The organism is Microbulbifer sp. ARAS458-1 (assembly GCF_045348205.1).
Taxonomy (GTDB): Bacteria; Pseudomonadota; Gammaproteobacteria; order Pseudomonadales; family Cellvibrionaceae; genus Microbulbifer.
This window is the reverse complement of the sequence record NZ_CP155838.1, coordinates 2720272-2738298: the sequence shown is the minus strand read 5'-3', so window position 1 is coordinate 2738298 and position 18027 is coordinate 2720272. Positions and strand designations below refer to the sequence as shown.

Annotated in this window: 18 protein-coding genes; 16 read left to right on the top strand and 2 right to left on the bottom strand. The window is 56.7% G+C overall.

Annotation, left to right across the window (positions count from 1 at the left end; all coding sequences use genetic code 11):
* Positions 1 to 64: 64 nt before the first annotated feature.
* Entirely contained in the window at positions 65 to 3172 is a 3108-nt protein-coding gene (gene rne, locus AAFH99_RS11330; RefSeq protein ID WP_406827781.1) for a ribonuclease E, read from the bottom strand.
* A 938-nt stretch (positions 3173 to 4110) separates the two neighbouring features.
* Between rne and rluC the strand changes: the two genes are divergently transcribed.
* Positions 4111 to 5019, top strand: coding sequence for a 23S rRNA pseudouridine(955/2504/2580) synthase RluC (rluC, locus tag AAFH99_RS11325; protein ID WP_051687045.1), 909 nt, complete (start codon positions 4111 to 4113; stop codon positions 5017 to 5019).
* Between the two features lie 42 nt (positions 5020 to 5061).
* Complete coding sequence (locus AAFH99_RS11320; protein WP_043316106.1) at positions 5062 to 5706, top strand: HAD-IA family hydrolase; 645 nt, start codon at positions 5062 to 5064, stop codon at positions 5704 to 5706.
* A gap of 10 nt (positions 5707 to 5716) precedes the next feature.
* Here AAFH99_RS11320 and AAFH99_RS11315 read toward each other — a convergent pair whose 3' ends face one another.
* A complete protein-coding gene (locus tag AAFH99_RS11315; protein WP_406827780.1) occupies positions 5717 to 6298 on the bottom strand; it encodes a Maf family protein in 582 nt (193 codons plus the stop codon).
* Positions 6299 to 6436: 138 nt separating this feature from the next.
* Here AAFH99_RS11315 and AAFH99_RS11310 point away from each other — a divergent pair, with 138 nt between their 5' ends.
* From AAFH99_RS11310 to AAFH99_RS11245, 14 genes are all read left to right on the top strand, one after another.
* Positions 6437 to 7015 carry a YceD family protein gene (locus AAFH99_RS11310; protein WP_406827779.1) on the top strand — a complete coding sequence of 193 codons (579 nt, stop codon included), beginning with the start codon at positions 6437 to 6439 and terminating at the stop codon, positions 7013 to 7015.
* A gap of 79 nt (positions 7016 to 7094) precedes the next feature.
* On the top strand, positions 7095 to 7286 hold the full coding sequence (gene rpmF / locus AAFH99_RS11305) for a 50S ribosomal protein L32 (RefSeq protein WP_043316110.1): 192 nt from the start codon (positions 7095 to 7097) through the stop codon (positions 7284 to 7286).
* 3 nt (positions 7287 to 7289) lie between these two features.
* Positions 7290 to 8324: a phosphate acyltransferase PlsX gene (gene plsX, locus AAFH99_RS11300; protein ID WP_406827778.1), complete on the top strand. Its 1035-nt coding sequence runs from the start codon at positions 7290 to 7292 to the stop codon at positions 8322 to 8324.
* Positions 8325 to 8416: 92 nt separating this feature from the next.
* Positions 8417 to 9361, top strand: a complete 945-nt coding sequence (gene fabD / locus AAFH99_RS11295; protein ID WP_043316112.1) for an ACP S-malonyltransferase — start codon at positions 8417 to 8419, stop codon at positions 9359 to 9361.
* Between the two features lie 85 nt (positions 9362 to 9446).
* Positions 9447 to 10202 carry a 3-oxoacyl-ACP reductase FabG gene (gene fabG, locus AAFH99_RS11290; protein WP_406827777.1) on the top strand — a complete coding sequence of 252 codons (756 nt, stop codon included), beginning with the start codon at positions 9447 to 9449 and terminating at the stop codon, positions 10200 to 10202.
* Positions 10203 to 10426: 224 nt separating this feature from the next.
* Positions 10427 to 10663 (top strand): acyl carrier protein, encoded by a 237-nt coding sequence (acpP, locus tag AAFH99_RS11285; protein WP_010130751.1) that lies wholly within the window; start codon positions 10427 to 10429, stop codon positions 10661 to 10663.
* Between the two features lie 223 nt (positions 10664 to 10886).
* A complete protein-coding gene (fabF, locus tag AAFH99_RS11280; RefSeq protein ID WP_051686875.1) occupies positions 10887 to 12128 on the top strand; it encodes a beta-ketoacyl-ACP synthase II in 1242 nt (413 codons plus the stop codon).
* Positions 12129 to 12194: 66 nt separating this feature from the next.
* On the top strand, positions 12195 to 13100 hold the full coding sequence (locus tag AAFH99_RS11275; RefSeq protein ID WP_406827776.1) for an aminotransferase class IV: 906 nt from the start codon (positions 12195 to 12197) through the stop codon (positions 13098 to 13100).
* The gene (gene mltG, locus AAFH99_RS11270; protein ID WP_406827775.1) at positions 13094 to 14209 is read left to right on the top strand and encodes an endolytic transglycosylase MltG; all 1116 of its coding nucleotides are present in this window, start codon (positions 13094 to 13096) and stop codon (positions 14207 to 14209) included. The genes AAFH99_RS11275 and mltG overlap by 7 nt, the downstream gene beginning before the upstream one ends.
* A 30-nt stretch (positions 14210 to 14239) precedes the next feature.
* Positions 14240 to 14878 carry a dTMP kinase gene (gene tmk, locus AAFH99_RS11265; RefSeq protein WP_406827774.1) on the top strand — a complete coding sequence of 213 codons (639 nt, stop codon included), beginning with the start codon at positions 14240 to 14242 and terminating at the stop codon, positions 14876 to 14878.
* Positions 14875 to 15912, top strand: coding sequence for a DNA polymerase III subunit delta' (locus AAFH99_RS11260; protein ID WP_051686877.1), 1038 nt, complete (start codon positions 14875 to 14877; stop codon positions 15910 to 15912). Before tmk ends, AAFH99_RS11260 begins: the two co-directional genes overlap by 4 nt.
* Positions 15913 to 16112: 200 nt before the next feature.
* Positions 16113 to 16466: a PilZ domain-containing protein gene (locus tag AAFH99_RS11255; RefSeq protein WP_043316121.1), complete on the top strand. Its 354-nt coding sequence runs from the start codon at positions 16113 to 16115 to the stop codon at positions 16464 to 16466.
* A gap of 120 nt (positions 16467 to 16586) precedes the next feature.
* Positions 16587 to 17363 carry a TatD family hydrolase gene (locus AAFH99_RS11250; RefSeq protein WP_043316123.1) on the top strand — a complete coding sequence of 259 codons (777 nt, stop codon included), beginning with the start codon at positions 16587 to 16589 and terminating at the stop codon, positions 17361 to 17363.
* A 33-nt stretch (positions 17364 to 17396) separates the two neighbouring features.
* A complete protein-coding gene (locus AAFH99_RS11245) occupies positions 17397 to 18014 on the top strand; it encodes a dUTP diphosphatase (protein WP_406827773.1) in 618 nt (205 codons plus the stop codon).
* The last annotated feature ends 13 nt before the right edge of the window (positions 18015 to 18027 follow it).

Sequence of the window (18027 nt, the reverse complement as noted above, 5' to 3'; positions counted from 1 at the left end):
AAAGGGTTAGCTGCAATTTTGATCAGCTAACCCGGTATCGGTTACATGTCAGTCCCAGCCTCGCTTAGCTCGCCTCAGCAGAATTATTGGTTTCTTCTGCACCGCGTTTTACCCGAGGGTCGTTGGCGGGGCGGGAGAGGGTGCGGGGGCTGTGCTGGATATCGGCTGGTTGCGCGGTATCCAGCGGACGCAGCTCGCCAACTTCCGGGCGCTTGGTTTCGATCTGCAGATCAACCAGGGGTTTCGGGTTGATGCGCGGGTCGTTGCTGGCGCGGGTAGGCTTGCCGGTGCTGGCCGCTTGTACGGGCTCGGGAGATTCCGTTACCTGCACTTCCGGTGCTGCTGGCGCCTCTACCACTTGTTCGGATCCGGCTTCTTCTTCCGCTTTCTCCGCTACCACTTCTGCAGTCTCTGCTTTCGGCTCCGCTTCGGTAGCGCTTTCAGGTGCGCCTTTTGCAGGCGTGTCTGATTGCGGCGCTTCTGCTTCAGTTTCGCCGCTGCGCACTGCCGCAGTTTCTACCGGAGTTTCTGCAAGGAAGTCACCTTCTGCATGGGTCTTCGGTGTTTCGGTTTTGGGCTCGGTTTCGGTTACCACTTCTTCTGCAGCAGGCTTGCTTGCTACTTCCGGTTTGGGTTCACGCTCTGCTTCAGTGGCTTTTGGCTCCGTCTGCTCGGCAATGCGCTCAGCGCCCTCTGCCCAAGGAGAGGCTTTCGGCTTCTCTTGTGCTTGCTCCTGCGGAGCTTTTGGCTCGCTGCGTTCCTGCTTCGGCTTGCGTTCCTGCGGGGCCTGATCGCGTTTGCTTTCCGTGTTGCCAGTCTTGGCTTCGGCGCGCTCTTCGCGGGCAGGGCGTTCCGCTTTGGCGGTCACTTCGCGCTGTTCACTCTCGCGTGCGCTGGATTCCGCTGTGTCGGCATTGCTTTCGCGATTGTCCTGCTGGGCCTGCTCATCGTTGCGGTTGTCACCGCCGCGACGACCGCGACGACGCGGTTGCGGTCGGCCGCGCACATTGCTCGGGCGACGCGCCGGGCGCTGCGGATCATCACCGGATTCTGCGGCTTCCGCATTCTCCAGGTTGGTGTTTTCTACGTCGGCAGAAGCGACCTGCTGATCGTTGCGACGATCGCCACCGCGGCGGCGACGGCTGCGGCGCTGGCCGCCCTCGCGACCTTCGCGGTTCTGCTCGCGGTTGCTGTCACGGTTCTGATCGCGATTCTGGTCTCGACCACCGTCACGGGCAGTTTCATTGCGACGTTCGGAATCGTCATCGCGACGCTTGTCACCGCGCTTGCCGCGGGTGTCTTCCTTGCGGTCATCGCTGCGCTGGTCGTCGCGACGGTTGCCGCGACCACCGCGTCCACGTCCACGGCCACCGCGCTGGTTGCGATTGCGATCGCGCTGCTGGTAGTTCTTGCCGCGTCCCTTGGACTTCTTGTGCTTCTTGCGGTCGTCTTCGTCGTCACCGCCAAACAGGACGGAGATGGCGCTGATCAGACGGCTGAACAGCCCGGGCTTTTCTTCGCCCTTGTCGCTCTTGGTCTTCGGCTTGGGCTTGGCAACCGGCGTCGGCGCAGGTGCGGTGTGGGCGATCTGCTGAACCGCAGGCTGGGCCACCGGGCGCAGAGGCTCGTCGTCGCTCTTGTCTGCGGATTCTTCGATGGTGCCGGCGATTTTGTACGACGTCTCCAGGGTGGTGGAATCGTCATCGCGCAGGCGCTGAACTTCGAAGTGCGGGGTTTCCAGGTCGGCATTGGGTACCACGACAACACGGGTATTGTTGCGGAACTCGATGTTGGAAATGGCCTTGCGCTTTTCATTCAGCAGGTAGGTGGCGACGTTCACCGGAGTGATTGCGCGAATTTCTGCACTGCGCTCTTTTTTCGCTTCTTCCTCGACCAGACGGAGGATGGACAGCGCCAGGGATTTGGTGCCGCGAATGGTGCCCTGACCGCTACAGCGTGGGCAGACCCGGTGTGTGGTTTCACTCAAAGACGGGCGCAGGCGCTGACGGGACATTTCCAGCAACCCGAAGCGGGATATGCGGCCAACCTGAACGCGGGCGCGGTCCATGCCAAGCGCCTTTTCCATGCGCTTTTCCACTTCGCGCTGGTTGGACTTGTTCTGCATATCGATAAAGTCGATGACTACCAGGCCACCCATATCGCGCAGGCGCAGCTGGCGAGCGATCTCGTCTGCGGCTTCCAGGTTGATGGTGCGTGCCGTTTCCTCGATATCGCCGCCCTTGGTGGCGCGAGAGGAGTTGATATCGATGGAGATCAGGGCCTCGGTGATATCTATCACGATGGAGCCGCCAGAAGGCAGTTTTACTTCTCGTTCGAAGGCGGTCTCGATCTGGCTTTCAATTTGGTAGCGATTGAATAGCGGGATATTGTCGTCGTAGAACTTTACCTTGTTGGCGTAATTCGGCATCACCTGGCGGGCAAACTCTGCGGCCAGCTGGTAGGCGCCGTTGTCATCGACGATCACTTCGCCTATGTCGTCGCGCATATAGTCGCGAATGGCACGGATGATGACGTTGCTTTCCTGGAACAGGAAGTGGGGGGCTTTGGACTCGTCCGCTTCTTTCTTGATGGCGGTCCACAGTTGCAGCAGGTAGTTCAGGTCCCACTGCAGCTCCTCACCGCTACGGCCAACGCCGGCGGTACGCACGATAATGCCCATGCCGGAAGGTACTTCCACACTGGACAGGGCATCGCGCAGATCACTGCGCTCGTCACCCTCAATGCGGCGGGAGATGCCGCCCGCACGGGGGTTGTTTGGCATCAATACCAGGTAGCGGCCGGCCAGGCTGATAAAGGTAGTAAGGGCGGCGCCTTTATTGCCGCGCTCTTCCTTATCGACCTGGACAATGACTTCCATGCCCTCTTTGACCACATCCTTGATTTTGATGCGGCCTTCGATGTCTTTGGGCTGTTTGTTGAAGTATTCGCGGGAGATTTCTTTCAGGGGCAGAAAGCCGTGGCGCTCGGCACCGTAGTCGACGAATGCGGCTTCCAGGGAGGGCTCTACGCGGGTAATTTTACCTTTATAGATGTTGGCTTTTTTCTGTTCGCGGGTGCGATTTTCGATGTCCAGGTCGTACAGCCATTGGCCGTCGACCAGTGCAACACGCAGCTCTTCTGGCTGGGTTGCGTTAATAAGCATTCTCTTCATGCGTTGGTTTTTTCCTTGCGGTTGCGCAAAGGTAAAACGCCGCTGAAGCTCGCAGGCCTTGGTGGTACCGCCGTGAAGACCCATGAGCCGGTTTTGGCCAGGTGGTCACGGCTGCCTCGTATGCTGCCCGCGCAGGGGGTGCCTCCAGATTGGGCACATCTGCCGAGTACATATCGAATTAACTCAGAATACCCCTTCTTGTTCGGGTGTATTCAGATCCTGCCAGTCCGGCCCAGCGTGATTCTTTGGGCGGGTCCTGGCTACTTGCCGAGTAGGGCAAGCATGGGTCACATCTCTTCGCTCTGGGGCCGGCTCGTGGCTGGGCCCTGGTTTTGGTCTAGTAGTTGCCGGCGGCGCAAGGATGGCATTGTGCATCACAGGCGGGGGCCGGGGGCCAGTTCGGTCGCTGGCGCGCAATCTCAGAGCGAGATATAACGAGTCGAGTTTGTTCCAAGCGCTGCGGGCAACTGCCCGTCTTACCTTCGCAATAATCCCGTATGTCGTCGGGTTTAGGTCGGCGAGAGCTTCAGGAGAGGCGCTTCTGCGCGCCCTTGGCACCGCCTTGCGACGCGCTCTCGAAGGGTCTCACCGACAGAGTTTTGTTGATAACGCGGTATTCCGCGCACCGGCCGAATTGGCGGTATTTTCTCAAGAGCGGCACCTTGGTTTTTATAGCAGAAAAACCGTGCACCGCCGAAAACCGGCCCCAATTCAGGCCGGCCGAATATACCACGGTCAATGGGGGGCATCAATCGAGGTATTGATCGTGGCGCTTCAAAAGGGGGAGGTGTGCGGCTATCATGCGCCCCATGCGAAATACCCCCTCAAAAACTTCCCCAAATAAACCCTCCCGGGCCAAAGATTCCCGCACAGATACCTCCAGCGCTTCTTCGAGTGGCGCTGGAGGTGTTGCGGGTGTTGGCGCGGGCGTCCAATTTATCACTGTGCCTGAAGAGCTGGCTGGACAGCGAATCGATAATTTCCTCCAGACGCGCCTTAAGGGTGTGCCGCGCTCGCGTGTTTATCGCATTCTCCGTAAAGGTGAAGTGCGCGTAAATAAAGGGAGGGTGAAGGCTGAGTATCGCCTGAAGGGCGGTGATCTGGTGCGGGTGCCGCCAATTCGTGTTTCCGAGGAGGCGCCACCGGCGGTCGCGGGTGAGCAGCTCCGGCGCACGCTGGAGGCGGCCATACTCTATGACAACGGCGGGCTCCTGGTTGTCAATAAGCCAGCGGGTCTTGCGGTCCACGGTGGTAGCGGCGTTCGACTCGGATTGATTGAGGCGCTGCGTCAGATGTACCCCGAGAGCCCGTTTATGGAATTGGTGCATCGCCTGGACCGGGATACCAGTGGTGCCATCCTGGTTGCGCGCAAGCGCGCCGTGCTGCTGCATGTGCAGAGTGAGCTGCGCGCCGGCAAGATGGCGAAGTCCTATCTTGCGTTAGCTGCCGGCAAATGGCCGCGGGCGCAAAAGCTTGTTGAGGCGCCGCTGCGTAAAAACACCCTCAAAAGCGGCGAGCGCATGGTGGTAGTGGACGGAGAGGGTAAGCCCTCGACGACGCGCTTCCAAGTAGAGGAGCGTTTCAATGGCGCGACCCTGGTGCGCGCCGAGCCAGTGACCGGGCGCACCCACCAGATTCGCGTGCATGCCCAGTTTGTTGGCTGCCCGCTGGCTGGGGATGTGAAGTACACCCCGGACGAGGTGAATGCCAGTTTCCGTGATCTTGGGTTGAGGCGTCTATTCCTGCATTCCGCCGGTGTGGGGTGCTCTCTGCCTGACGGTACCCGGGTGAATGTTGAAGCGCCGCTGCCGGCTGAGCTGGAGGCGGTGCTGGTTAAGCTGCGTTAGCCCGGTTTTTTGGCGATCTGATTTATTGTGAGGTGACCGCTGGTGCTGGTAATTCTCGATTGGGACGGAACCGTATGTAACTCCGAGGCGCGTATCGTGAGCTGTATGCAGCGGGCGGCCAATCGGGCGGGGCTTCCGGTTCTCGAGCCTGCGGCAATAGGAAACATTATTGGCCTGGGCTTGCCGGAGGCCATCGCGGCACTGTTCCCGGAAGCGCATAGTGAGCAGCGCACCGACCTTCGAGACTACTACGCCGATGAGTGGCTTGCGGCGCGAGGCGAGCCTTTGCCGCTATTTGACGGTGTATTGGCCACACTCGACAAGCTATTGGGTGCCGGGCATGAGCTGGCGGTTGCGACAGGTAAAAGTCGTCGGGGGCTGAGTCGGGAGTTTGAGGATCACGGGGTAGGGCATCTGTTCGTCACTAGCCGCTGCGCCGATGAAACCGCCTCCAAGCCGAACCCCACCATGTTGCGCGAAATTATTGCGGAAACGGGTGCCCCGCTGAGCGGGGCGGTCATGGTTGGCGATACGGAATACGACTTGAGGATGGCCTCGGCCATCAACATGCCGTCGATCGGCGTAAGCTACGGCGTGCATAGCCGAGAGCGGCTCCACGAATGCGGCCCGCAGCGTGTGATTGACCATTTTTCCGAGCTTCTGGAGTGGCCTCCACTGGTGGCTTGAGTGCGCGAAGTCAGCTAAGCGGGCTGATTCCATGCTGCTGAAGCAGGTCAATCAATCGAATTAATGGAAGCCCAACAAGGGAGTTTGGGTCTGATCCTTCCATTTTTTCGAATAAGGCGATCCCCAGACCTTCCGCTTTAAACGAACCTGCGCAGTCGAGTGGGTTATCCAGCTGCACGTATCGCTCGATCTTGTCCTTTCCCAGATTGCGAAAGTGCACGGAAAATATTTCGCAGAGTGTGCTGTGTGTGCCGCTACTTGCATCGGCCAGACACAGGCCCGTGTGGAAGTTGACCGTTTGGCCGGAGCATCGCTCGAGTTGCTCGACGGCGTTGGTGGCGGTGCCGGGCTTGCCGAGCAGGACGCCATTGCATTCGGCCACCTGGTCTGAGCCGATGATCAGGGCGTCCGGGTGGTCGCCGGTCAGGGCGAGCGCTTTTTCCGTGGCCAGGCGACTCGCAAGCTCTGTGGCGGATTCGCCGGGGAATGCTTCTTCATTTATATGGGGTGCGTGGCACTCGAAGGGGAGTTGCAGCTTTTCCAGCAGTTGGCGGCGGTAGGTGGAGCTGGACGCTAGAATTAGGCGGCGCATGAGAGCTTCCTTTATTGGTGGGTTCCAAGTCTGCTTCGATCTGCCGACACAGCGGTGTGCCGGGCATTGGGGCCGCTGAGCATGCGTTGGATGATTTGTTTTGACAAGGCTCAGGTGAGTCCATAGAATTGCGCGCTTATGTCGATACCCCCCCAAAAGACTGCCCAGGATTCAGCGCAGAAATCGGACCTGAGATCCGCGCTGCCACGCCGCATAGATGCACGCAAATTGGTGCAGCGCGGGCAACAGCTGGACGGTACCGTACCTCCGGAAGCGTTGTCGAGACTGATGGCGGCCACGGAGTCGGTTGAGGGCGATATAGCGGTCTCCCTGTCATTTGCCAGGGATCTGCAGCGCAACCAGGTGGCCACCGGTCGCCTTGCGTTGACAGTCGGCTTACTTTGCCAGCGTTGCTTGCAACCGGTAAGTGAATCGATAGAAGCAGAAATCGCCTTGGGGTTTGTGTGGTCGGAAGAGCAGGGTAATTCACTACCCAAGTCTCTGGACCCGGTGATACAGGAAGGTGATGAGCTGGACCTGTATCAGGTATTGGAAGATGAGATTTTGCTCAACCTGCCCATGGTGGCTTATCACGACTGGGACTGCGTCGCACAAGAGGCATTCCAGAGTCGTAGTGAGGAGCCGGAAGCAGAAGAGCAACGAGAAAACCCCTTTAAAGTACTGGAACAGTTGAAGGGTTCGTCAAACAAGTCGTAAGAGTTGTTTGAAGGGTTTGGGCTCGCCGGTAGGCGCCCCGGTTCCGGTGTTAACTGTTAAGTATGTTTAGGAGCACCAAATGGCTGTTCAGCAGAACAAAAAAACCCGTTCCCGTCGCGGCATGCGTCGCTCTCACGACGCTCTGAGCGGACCAACTCTGTCCGTAGATCCGACTACTGGTGAAAAGCACCACCGTCATCACGTGACCAAAGACGGTTTCTACCGCGGTCGTAAAGTGATCGATGTTGGCGGCTCTTCCGAAGAAGAGTAAGTTTTGTCCAGCCAATTTCGATTGGCCGTGGATGCGATGGGCGGGGACTTAGGTCCCCGCTCTGTCGTTCCGGCCTGCTCAAGGTTTCTTATCCGCTATCCCCGGGCAGAACTCAAACTGTTCGGTCCTCGCTCTGAACTTCAGTCCCTCCTGATCAAAGAACCGCCATCCGTGCGTGAGCGCCTGGAGGTGGTGGATTGCGTCCAGGTGATAACCCAAGGCTGCAACCCGGTACAGGCATTACGTCACAAGCGCGAATCCTCAATGGCCAAGGCGCTGCAATCGGTTTCCACCGGAGAATCCGGTGCTATGGTGACCTCCGGGAATACCGGTGCACTGCTGGCTTTGGGGCGGAGTATTCTCGGTACAGTGGAAGGTGTGAAACGCCCAGCCCTCGGCAAGTCGCTGCCCACCGCGGATGGTTCGTGCTTTTTGCTGGACCTTGGTGCAAATATTGATTGCAGTGCTGAAGATCTACTGCAGTTCGCCCGGATGGGTGTTGAGGCGCAGCGCGTTTTTTCTGGGAAAGAGGCGCTTTCCGTAGCGCTGCTGAACATCGGCGCCGAGGAGCACAAGGGGACAGAAGAGATCCGTCGTGCCGGTCAGTTGCTGCAGGCTGACCCTGCGATTAACTATGTGGGGTTTGTTGAGGGGCACGATATTTTTACCGGCGTGGTAGATGTGGTGGTCTGTAACGGCCTGATGGGCAATGTGGCGATGAAATCCGCTGAAGGAGTTATTCGACTAATTGGTCAGAAGTCGTTCACGATTGACAACAAGGCGCCGATCAAGCGTTTTTTTGGCCAATTAGCCATAAATTTGTTGCGAAAATGGCGGTCACAGCTGGAGCCTGGTCGCTATAATGGCGCCAGCTTTTTAGGGCTGGAAGGCAACGTCATCAAAAGTCATGGCGGTGCCAGCAGTGAGGCGTTTTACCGCGCAATGTTGACCGCAAAAGAGTGTGCCGATTCAGACCTGGCACATTTGGTCGGAAGGGCCATGGCATACCAGGCCCAGCGTCAAAGCGGGTGTAATTAACACGTGAAAGAGCGCGTCGGTATTTCGGCCTAAGCGTCGGCGCCAACTGCACAGCCTCCCTGGAATTCAATCATTTGGTTAAAGGATGTTCCATGACCAATCCAGTTTTGGCGTTCGTATTCCCTGGCCAGGGCTCCCAGCAGATCGGTATGCTGGCTGATGCCGCCCAGGCTTTCCCCGAGGTCGCCGCGACCTTTTCTGAAGCTTCCTCTGTACTTGGTTACGATCTCTGGGATCTTTGCCAGAACGGCAGTCAGGAAGAAATCAACCAGACCGAAAGAACACAGCCTTTGCTCCTGACGTCCAGTGTTGCTCTGTATCGCGCATGGCAATCGCAGGGCGGTCCGGTACCGGCGATCATGGCCGGTCACAGCCTTGGTGAATGGTCGGCACTGGTGTGTTCCGGTGTCTTGGCATTCGAAGACGGTGTGCGCCTGGTGCGTGAGCGCGGGCGCTTGATGCAGGAAGCCGTTCCGGCCGGAGAGGGCGCCATGGCTGCAGTCATCGGCCTCGAGGATCAGGCGGTTGAGGCGGCGTGTACTGAGTCGGCGCAAGGCGCGGTGGTGTCCGCTGTGAACTATAACTCTCCCGGGCAGGTTGTCATTGCCGGTAGTGCCGCAGCTGTGGAGCGCGCGATTGAGGCCTGTAAATCCGCTGGGGCCAAGCGGGCTCTTCCCCTTCCGGTGAGCGCCCCTTTTCATACCGAGTTGATGCGCCCGGCCGCAGAAAAACTCGCGCCGCAAATTGAAGCGACAGTATTTAACGCGCCGGAAATTCCCGTAGTTCACAATGTGCACGCGAAATCAGAGCGTGATCCGGCGGCGATCAAAGCATTGATGGTCGAGCAGATCTACAGCCCGGTTCGCTGGACGGCGTGCGTGCAGTCAATGGCCGCATCTGGTATCCAGCAGTTGGTAGAGTGTGGCCCTGGTAAAGTGCTCGCCGGACTGGCCAAGCGTATCGACCGAAACCTGAGCGCGCTCAATATCGAAAAGCCAGAGCAGTTATCGGAAGCGGCAAAAACAACCGCACCGTAATCGTTACCGATAAAATTAGACAAAATGGACGAGACACCTTATTGCAGTTGCATTTGGCTGCTGTAGTAGGTGATCGGGAGAAACTATGACAATTTCAACTTCGCTGGAAGGAAAGGTTGCACTGGTTACTGGCGCAAGTCGCGGCATTGGTGCAGCGATTGCCGACTTGCTGGGCGCACAGGGTGCTATCGTCATTGGTACCGCCACCAGTGCCTCCGGTGCTGAAAAAATTTCTGCGCGTTTTGCGGAAAAAGGTATCAAGGGTGCCGGCAAAGAACTGAACGTCACTAGCGTGGAAAGCATCGGGGAAGTATTGGAGGCGGTGAAAGGCGAGTTTGGCGCGCCGACCATTCTGGTGAACAACGCCGGTATTACCAAAGACAACCTGCTGATGCGCATGAAAGACGATGAGTGGGAAGATGTCCTGAACACCAACCTGACTGCCGTCTATCGTGTGAGCAAAGCGTGTCTGCGCGATATGACCAAAGCGCGCTGGGGGCGAATCATCAATATCAGCTCCGTGGTTGGCAGCATGGGTAATGCGGGCCAGAGCAACTACGCTGCAACCAAGGCCGGTGTTGGTGGCTTTGCTCGGGCGCTGGCAGCGGAAGTCGGATCGCGAGGTATTACTGTTAATACTGTCGCTCCAGGTTTTATCGATACCGATATGACCAAAGTTCTGCCTGAAGCGCAGCGTGAAGCGCTACTGGGCAAAATTCCTCTGGGTCGCCTGGGCGCGCCAGAAGAGATCGCATCGGTTGTCGCATTTTTGGCCAGTGATGCTGGTGGCTATGTGACCGGGGAGACCATTCATGTGAATGGCGGCATGTATATGGGTTGATTTTCTCTCGAGAAAATCGCTGTAACTAATTGATTGGTAAAGAAAAATTTATCATTCAACGGTTGCTGGGAGGCGGTGCATTACATCCCGAAAAAATCAGGGTACAATGCCGCCTCGCATTAACCACAAGCTGTGTTAGCCGGTTACTGATTCGCCAATAATGGCGTGCAAATTTTATACAGTGACCAAAACAGATTTTTATCCACTAGGAGTTAAATTGAATCATGAGCAGCATTGAAGAGCGCGTAAAAAAGATCGTTGCTGAACAACTGGGCGTGAAGGAAGAAGATGTAAAACCTGAAGCATCCTTTGTTGAAGATCTGGGCGCTGACTCCCTCGACACAGTTGAGCTGGTAATGGCTTTGGAAGAGGAATTCGAAACTGAAATTCCTGACGAAGAAGCAGAGAAGATCACCACTGTTCAGCTGGCCATCGATTACATCAACCAGAACCTGGGTTGATTCCTGCTGGATAGCGTTAGTAAAAGGTACGCATTGCCTTTTGCTCGTACTGTCTTAACAAGAGTGTTTAGGCAGTACTGAAAGCATCGCGAGAGCCGTTCTATGTTGCATAGCGCGGCTCTCCGTTTATTTGCATATTGATAAAAAATGCATATTGATAAACAAGCGACCGACAACAGCATTCTCGTTGTGGCGCAGTAGATTTATTTCGGGGGAGGCACAAGTGTCTAAAAGAAGAGTCGTTATCACCGGTATGGGCGTAGTCAGCCCGCTCGGCAACACACTTGAGGATACCTGGTCCGCTTTGTTGGCTGGCACCAGCGGTGTCGTGCCGATTGAGACTTTTGATGTTTCTGCATTCACCACCCGCTTTGCGGCAACCGTCAAAAATTTTGATCCCGAACCCCATGTTGCGCAAAAAGAAGCGCGCAAGATGGACGTATTTCTGCAGTACGGCATGAGTGCCAGTATCCAGGCCATGGAAGACAGCGGCCTGGAAGTCACTGATGAAATTGCACCGCGTGTTGGCGCCTGTATCGGTTCCGGAATGGGCGGCATTGCGGCCATCGAAAACAATGCCATGCTGATTGCGGAGAAGGGCCCGCGTCGGGTTTCTCCGTTCTTCGTGCCTGGTGCCATCATCAATATGGTGTCCGGCAATCTGTCGATTAAATACGGTATGAAAGGCCCGAATCTTTCTACCACCACTGCCTGTACCACTGGTACCCATGCAATTGGCCTTGGTCTGCGCACCATCCAGTATGGCGACGCCGATGTGATGGTTTGCGGCGGTGCGGAAATGGTCACCACCCCGGTCGGCTTGGGTGGGTTTTGTGCGGCGCGCGCCCTGTCCACGCGCAATGATGACCCCCAGGCGGCCAGTCGCCCATGGGACCAAGACCGTGATGGGTTTGTATTAGGGGAGGGAGCCGGTGTGCTGGTACTGGAAGAGTACGAGCACGCGAAAGCCCGTGGAGCAAAAATATACGCCGAGCTGAGTGGATTCGGCATGAGTGGCGATGCGCATCATATGACATCACCTCCGGAAGATGGTGCTGGTGCAGCATTGTCTATGGCGAACGCATTGAAAGATGCGGGTATGGAGGCGTCCGCGATCCAATATATCAATGCCCATGGCACTTCCACACCGTTAGGTGATAAAGCGGAGATTGCTGCGGTTCGTTCGGTATTCAGCGATTGTTTGGACACGCTTGCGGTCAGCTCCACCAAGTCTATGACCGGCCACCTGTTGGGCGCGGCTGGTGCCATTGAAGCGATCTTTTCTGTGAAGTCCCTACAAAATCAGGTAGCTCCCCCGACCATCAATCTCGACAATGTTGACGAAGCCTGTGTCGGCGTAAATCTGGTACCCCATAAAGCCCAGGAAATGAAAATCGACGCGGTCTTGTCCAATTCATTTGGGTTTGGTGGTACCAATGGCTCGCTGATCTTTCAGCGTGTTTAACTGACTGCACTGGTGAGTGCCCGGCAGATTGTGCAATCGTCGGGCTGTCGCCAACACTTTATATCCGTGACGGATACACTCTCTCTTTACTACTCTGCCAGCGGTGAGCAGCAGGCCGTCGTTCCCGATAGTGCATTTGAATATGGGCTATTGGAGACTATGCGTGCGGACCGCGGGTCTATCCCTCTGTTGCAATTACACATTGAGAGGCTCACGCGCAGCGCGAATCTCGCGCGCAATACCCAGTGTAGGATCGCCGAGTCCTTGGGCGCGGTTGCCGCCCGTACACAACACTGGGCTCACGGTGCTCGCCTGCGCTTGCGTTACGGAAGTGTGTCCACCGATACCGTGTTGTCTCCGCATTGGGATATCAGTGCATTCCCGCTGGAAGTTCCGTCACCCTGGGACAATGGTGTGTTACTCGGACCCTGCGACACTCGTTTGAGCGAGGCGGATACCCGCTCACCTTTCAGTGATTCCGATGCCAATTCGTGCATAGGTTCTGTGCAATCCGATCACTTGGGTTGTAAATTGCTCGATCGAAAAACCTACGATCTGGCGGCGAATGAATGGCGCTTTCCCGCCTTCTGTAGTGCCGGTGGCCCCCTGCTGGAGCCATTGCTCTGCGACCCGGATGGCTTTGCCATCGAGGCGTCCCGCAGTAACTTGCTTATCCTGCGTGATGGGTGCTGGCGCACCCCGAACCTTGGACGGTTTGGAGTGCGGGGCGTAATGCTTCGCTGGCTGGCTGGTCAGGTGGAAATCGGCGATGATGACATTTCACTTTCGGAGTTACAGGTGGCAGACGAGCTCGCAGTCTGCAATAGCGTCCGAGGAGTGGTACCGGCGCGACTGCTATCGGTGCACCGGTCACCGAGTGGTATGTCGGTGACACCAAATGAGAGCATTCCGGTAATGCCCGGGCCGGCCGTATCGGCATTGCAGCAAAGAATTTCGGAAAAGTTATGGTAGCGAATAAAAAGCGCAGTAAGAATGCTTCCACAAAGTCGTCAAAACGCCAGCCATCGGGTATCGGGCTGTTATCAAAAGCTCTGCGCGTTTTTCTTGTGCTGGTGGTGGTTGGTGTCTTCGCTGGCGGCGCGGCATTCTGGTTCACTCAAAATGCGCTGGTTGAGCCCCTGGACGTCCCGCTGGATGGTTTGCGTATCGACGTTGAGTCCGGCAGCAACCTTTCCCGCGTAGTACACGAGCTTGCGAGCCAGGATGTGGTGCGTTATCCGCGTCTGGTACTTGCGTACGCGCGAGTGAAGAAACTGGGACATATACACCCCGGGGAGTATCTGATTCCTGCGGGAAGTAATGCCATGGATCTGGTGGCCCGGATGAACCGCGGGGATGTCACCCGCTATCGTCTTACGATAGTTGAGGGGTGGACATTTGCCCAAGCCCTGGACCTGGTGCGTGGGTCAAACAAAATAAAGCCTACAGAGAGCGCCGCAACCGTCGCGGCGGCAGCGCAGGCACTGGGTATCGAGGGCAACCCAGAGGGGTTGATTTTCCCGGATACGTATATTTATCGCTCGGGTACCACCGACCTGGATCTCCTGCGACAAGCTCATCAGCGTATGAACCGTGTACTCGCTGAAGAGTGGGAAAAGCGCGCGAGTGATTTACCTTACGACCGCGCCTACGATGCACTGATAATGGCCTCCATTGTGGAAAAAGAAACCGGAGTGCCCTGGGAACGCGACGAAATTGCCGGGGTTTTTGTCCGGCGACTGAATAAAGGGATGCGTCTACAGACAGACCCCACCGTAATTTATGGAATGGGTGAAAATTACGCGGGCAATTTGCGCCGTGCCGATCTGCGTGAGGCTACGCCCTACAATACCTATGTCATCAAGGGCATGCCGCCCACACCGATTGCTCTGCCGGGGCGCGAAGCCATCCATGCCGCCCTGCACCCAAAGGAGGGGCAATCCCTTTACTTTGTTGCTAAGGGCGACGGCTCGCATAAGTTCTCCGAGACCCTGACCGAGCACAACCGCGCGGTGCGCCAATATCAGCTGAAGCGTCGGTCTGACTACCGTTCAAGTCCCGCGGATGTAAAACAGAATTAAAATTTGCCGTTATTGAAGACCGGTATACATATGCAAGATTTACCCCAGGGAAAATTCATCACGCTGGAAGGCGGAGAGGGCGTGGGGAAGTCCACCAATCTCCGGTTTATTACCCAGTGGCTGGATAAGCAGGGTATTCCCTATGTTCAAACGCGAGAGCCGGGCGGCACGCCAATGGCCGAGCAACTCAGGCAACTCCTGCTGGAAAAGCGTGATGAGGCAGTGGATCCCACCGCAGAGTTACTCATGGTTTTTGCCGCGCGCGCCCAGCACCTGAATCAAGTGATTAAGCCAGCGCTTGCCGCTGGGAAATGGGTGGTCTGTGATCGATTTACCGACGCGACTTACGCCTACCAGGGGGGCGGTCGGGGACTGGATTGGGCGCTGATTGCCCAGCTTGAGCAAATGGTACAAGGGGACCTGCGACCCCACTGCGTGCTTCTACTGGATGTTGCCCCTGAGATCGGTCTACAGCGCGCCGCAAGCACAGGGGAGGCGGACCGCTTCGAGAGCGAACAGATCGACTTTTTCAGGAAGGTACGTGCCGCTTACCGCCGGCGTGCGGACAATGCTCCAGACCGCTATCGAATCATAGATGCTTCAGTCCCGCTGGAAGCCGTGCAAGAGAGCCTGGCATCTGCGCTGCAGCAAATTGCGGGTGATTCATGAGCACTCAAGGTGACCAGCGGAAAACCCCAGAGCAGCCGCTTATTCCGTCACCGCTGCCCTGGCAGGCGGCCCAATGGCAGCGCCTTGGGGCTCAATGGATTGCGGGCCGTTGCCCACACGCATTACTGATCAGTGGTCAGGCGGGTCTTGGGAAACGGCGTTTTGCTGAAGCGTTTACCGCGTTACTTTTATGCGACCAGCCACGTCATGGGCTGGCGTGTGGCGAGTGTCGAGGCTGCCAGCTGCGTGTGGCTGGATCACACCCGGATTTCACTCAGGTCGTACCAGAAAAGGAACAGGGGCCGCTGAAGGTGGAGCAGATTCGCGAGCTGGGTGAATTTGTTGGTCGTACCAGCGGTCGCGAAGGTGCCCGGGTCGTGTTGTTGGCACCGGCGGAAGCCATGAATATCAATGCCGCCAATGCGTTGCTAAAAAATCTGGAAGAGCCCAGTGGTTCCGTTATCTTTCTATTGATCACCGATCACCCTTCAGGACTACTGCCGACAATCCGAAGCCGCTGTCAGACCATTGCATTTCCGGTGCCCCCCCAGCAATCCGCTCTTCGCTGGATGCAGGAGAGTGGTATTGAGGGTGAGGAGGCAGGTACCGCACTCGACCTCGCTGGTGGTGCGCCGTTACTTGCAGTCAGGTTGATGGAGCCGGAATCTCAGGAGGTCCGACAGCAGTTTTTCGCCGACCTGGCCACGCTTACTCGCGGTGATGAGAGCCCCGTCACCCTTGCAGGTAAGTGGGAAAATCCGGGAGAGGGCGCTGATCTGAATTTGCTGCTGCAATTCTGGCAAAGCTGGTTGGCACTGATGCTGAAATCCCGCAGTGTCGACCGGATTGCTGATACAAACATAATGGCACTCCTGCAGCGGTTACCAGGCACTGGTCCGGAGAGTCTAAGGCCGGTGTTTGTGTTCTACGACCACCTGCTCAAGGCAAGAGCGTTGCTTTCCGGCAACAGCAATCCGAACAAGCGACTTCTTTTGGAGGAGCTGCTGATTCGCTGGTCAGCACTGTTTCGCTAGCGTCGGAAGGTGCCAAGCGCACAGCCGGTGTGGACAGGTTACTGGCCATCGGGGTAAGTTAAGGCGACAATTCAGTATCCGTCGATTGCTTGAGTCGCACTCAATAGCCGAATCGGCGATCAAATAACAACCAAAGGTCATGTCGGAATAGAGATCGGCGGATGCGCCGGGCTCGTTGGATGACTAATACGGGGTCAACTATGAAAGGTATGGGGGGCGGTGCCCGCAACGGTATTCTGTCGCTGAAAATCCAGGACAAATCCGTGTTGTACGCAGCTTATATGCCGTTTGTGAAAAATGGTGGCCTTTTTATCAATACTGATAAGTCTTATAACCTGGGAGATGAAGTCTTTCTGTTACTCAGCCTGATGGATGAACCCGAGAAATTGCCGGTAGCCGGTAAAGTCGTGTGGATCACACCGGGTGGAGCCCAGGGGAACCGCACCCCGGGGATCGGTATCCAGTTCAGCGACAAAGAAAATATGGCCCAGGGTAAGATCGAAACTCTGCTGGCGGGCTCGCTCGAGTCCAGCCGTCCGACACATACGCTGTAAACGTCCATTCCAGTGTGGCGGAAGTCCACTCTTCCGCCCGGGCTCCATGCCGCAGCGCGCGCATTATGGGGCCGATCTGTATAATTCCCCGCTCGCACACATTCCGAAAGGCAGAGATTGATGCTGGTAGATTCTCACTGTCACCTGGACAGGCTAAAACTCGATAAATTCGACGGAGACCTGGATGATGTCCTGGCGCTTGCGCGGAGCCGCGGTGTCGGAAAATTCCTGTGTGTCGGTATCAGCCTGGAGAATGTCGATCAGGTGGTTTCCATCGCTGCGAAATACCCAGACGTAGTGTGCTCGGTGGGTGTACACCCGCTGGACGTGGAGTCCGGGCTGGCCGACGTCGACAAGCTGAAAATGCTGTCTGCAAAAGCGAAGGTTGTTGCTCTGGGTGAGACAGGTCTCGATTACTACTACAGCACCGAGACCAAAGAGGTACAGCAACAGAGCTTCATCGCTCACCTTGAGGCCGCCGGGGAAGTGGGGTTGCCGGTGATCGTGCATACCCGCGATGCCCGGCAGGACACCATTAATCTGATCAGGGCCCACGGCAGTCGCGAACACGCCGGTGTTCTGCACTGTTTTACCGAATCCTGGGAAATGGCGAAGCAGGCCCTGGATCTCAATTACTACATTTCCCTGTCGGGTATCGTGACCTTCAAGAACGCAGAAGCGTTGCGCGACGTCGCGAAGCAGGTACCCCTGGATCGCCTGCTGGTGGAAACCGATTCACCTTACCTGGCGCCGGTACCATACCGGGGCAAGCCAAACATTCCGGCTTATGTACGCGAAGTGGCTGAATTTATTGCTGACCTGCGCGGGCTCACCTATGAAGAGCTGGCCGAAGCGACCACCGCGAACTTCCATCGTCTATTCCCCCGCGCGGTCTGAAGCCAGCGCGCAGTATTTCATTTAGGAATCACCATGTCACAACAACAATTGCAGTCCATGCTGGCCCTGCAAGATGCCATCAACACCGTCGTCAATGAAAACTGGCGTGCACAAAACTTTGCCTGGTACCGCGCCATCTGGGTGGAGAGTGCCGAGCTGTTGGATCACTACGGTTGGAAGTGGTGGAAAAAGCAGCAGCCTGAAATGGAGCAGGTCAAGCTGGAGCTGGTCGATATCTGGCATTTTGGCCTTAGCCTGGAGCTGCAGCAGGGTTCCCCGGAAGAAGTTGCCAGCAAAATGCAGCAGCAACTGGAAGCGGCAGCGCTGGAAGCAGGGGACTTCCGCGAGAACCTGGAAGCCTTCACCCTGAACACGCTGTCGACCAAGCAGTTCGACCTGCCGGGGTTTGCACAATTAATGGCCGATTGCGAAATGGGTTTCGACGAACTTTACCGGCGTTATGTCGGCAAAAATGTACTGAACCGCTTCCGCCAGGACTACGGCTACAAAGACGGCAGCTACGTAAAAACCTGGGAAGGTCGGGAAGACAATGAGCATCTGGCAGAGATTGTTCAATCTTTGGACGCAACAGCAGAAAATTTCAGTGATCAGCTGTATGAAGCGTTAAAACGTCGCTACCCGAGCGCCTGACGGAGTTTGGTCT

Coding starts and splice junctions, on each gene's coding strand:
- AAFH99_RS11310 (WP_406827779.1), top strand. CDS start 6,437: ATGTCGATACCCCCCCAAAAGACTGCCCAGGATTCAGCGCAGAAATCG.
- fabD (WP_043316112.1), top strand. CDS start 8,417: ATGACCAATCCAGTTTTGGCGTTCGTATTCCCTGGCCAGGGCTCCCAG.
- rne (WP_406827781.1), bottom strand. CDS start 3,172: ATGAAGAGAATGCTTATTAACGCAACCCAGCCAGAAGAGCTGCGTGTT.
- acpP (WP_010130751.1), top strand. CDS start 10,427: ATGAGCAGCATTGAAGAGCGCGTAAAAAAGATCGTTGCTGAACAACTG.
- AAFH99_RS11260 (WP_051686877.1), top strand. CDS start 14,875: ATGAGCACTCAAGGTGACCAGCGGAAAACCCCAGAGCAGCCGCTTATT.
- rpmF (WP_043316110.1), top strand. CDS start 7,095: ATGGCTGTTCAGCAGAACAAAAAAACCCGTTCCCGTCGCGGCATGCGT.
- fabG (WP_406827777.1), top strand. CDS start 9,447: ATGACAATTTCAACTTCGCTGGAAGGAAAGGTTGCACTGGTTACTGGC.
- tmk (WP_406827774.1), top strand. CDS start 14,240: ATGCAAGATTTACCCCAGGGAAAATTCATCACGCTGGAAGGCGGAGAG.
- AAFH99_RS11245 (WP_406827773.1), top strand. CDS start 17,397: ATGTCACAACAACAATTGCAGTCCATGCTGGCCCTGCAAGATGCCATC.
- AAFH99_RS11315 (WP_406827780.1), bottom strand. CDS start 6,298: ATGCGCCGCCTAATTCTAGCGTCCAGCTCCACCTACCGCCGCCAACTG.
- mltG (WP_406827775.1), top strand. CDS start 13,094: ATGGTAGCGAATAAAAAGCGCAGTAAGAATGCTTCCACAAAGTCGTCA.
- AAFH99_RS11250 (WP_043316123.1), top strand. CDS start 16,587: ATGCTGGTAGATTCTCACTGTCACCTGGACAGGCTAAAACTCGATAAA.
- AAFH99_RS11255 (WP_043316121.1), top strand. CDS start 16,113: ATGAAAGGTATGGGGGGCGGTGCCCGCAACGGTATTCTGTCGCTGAAA.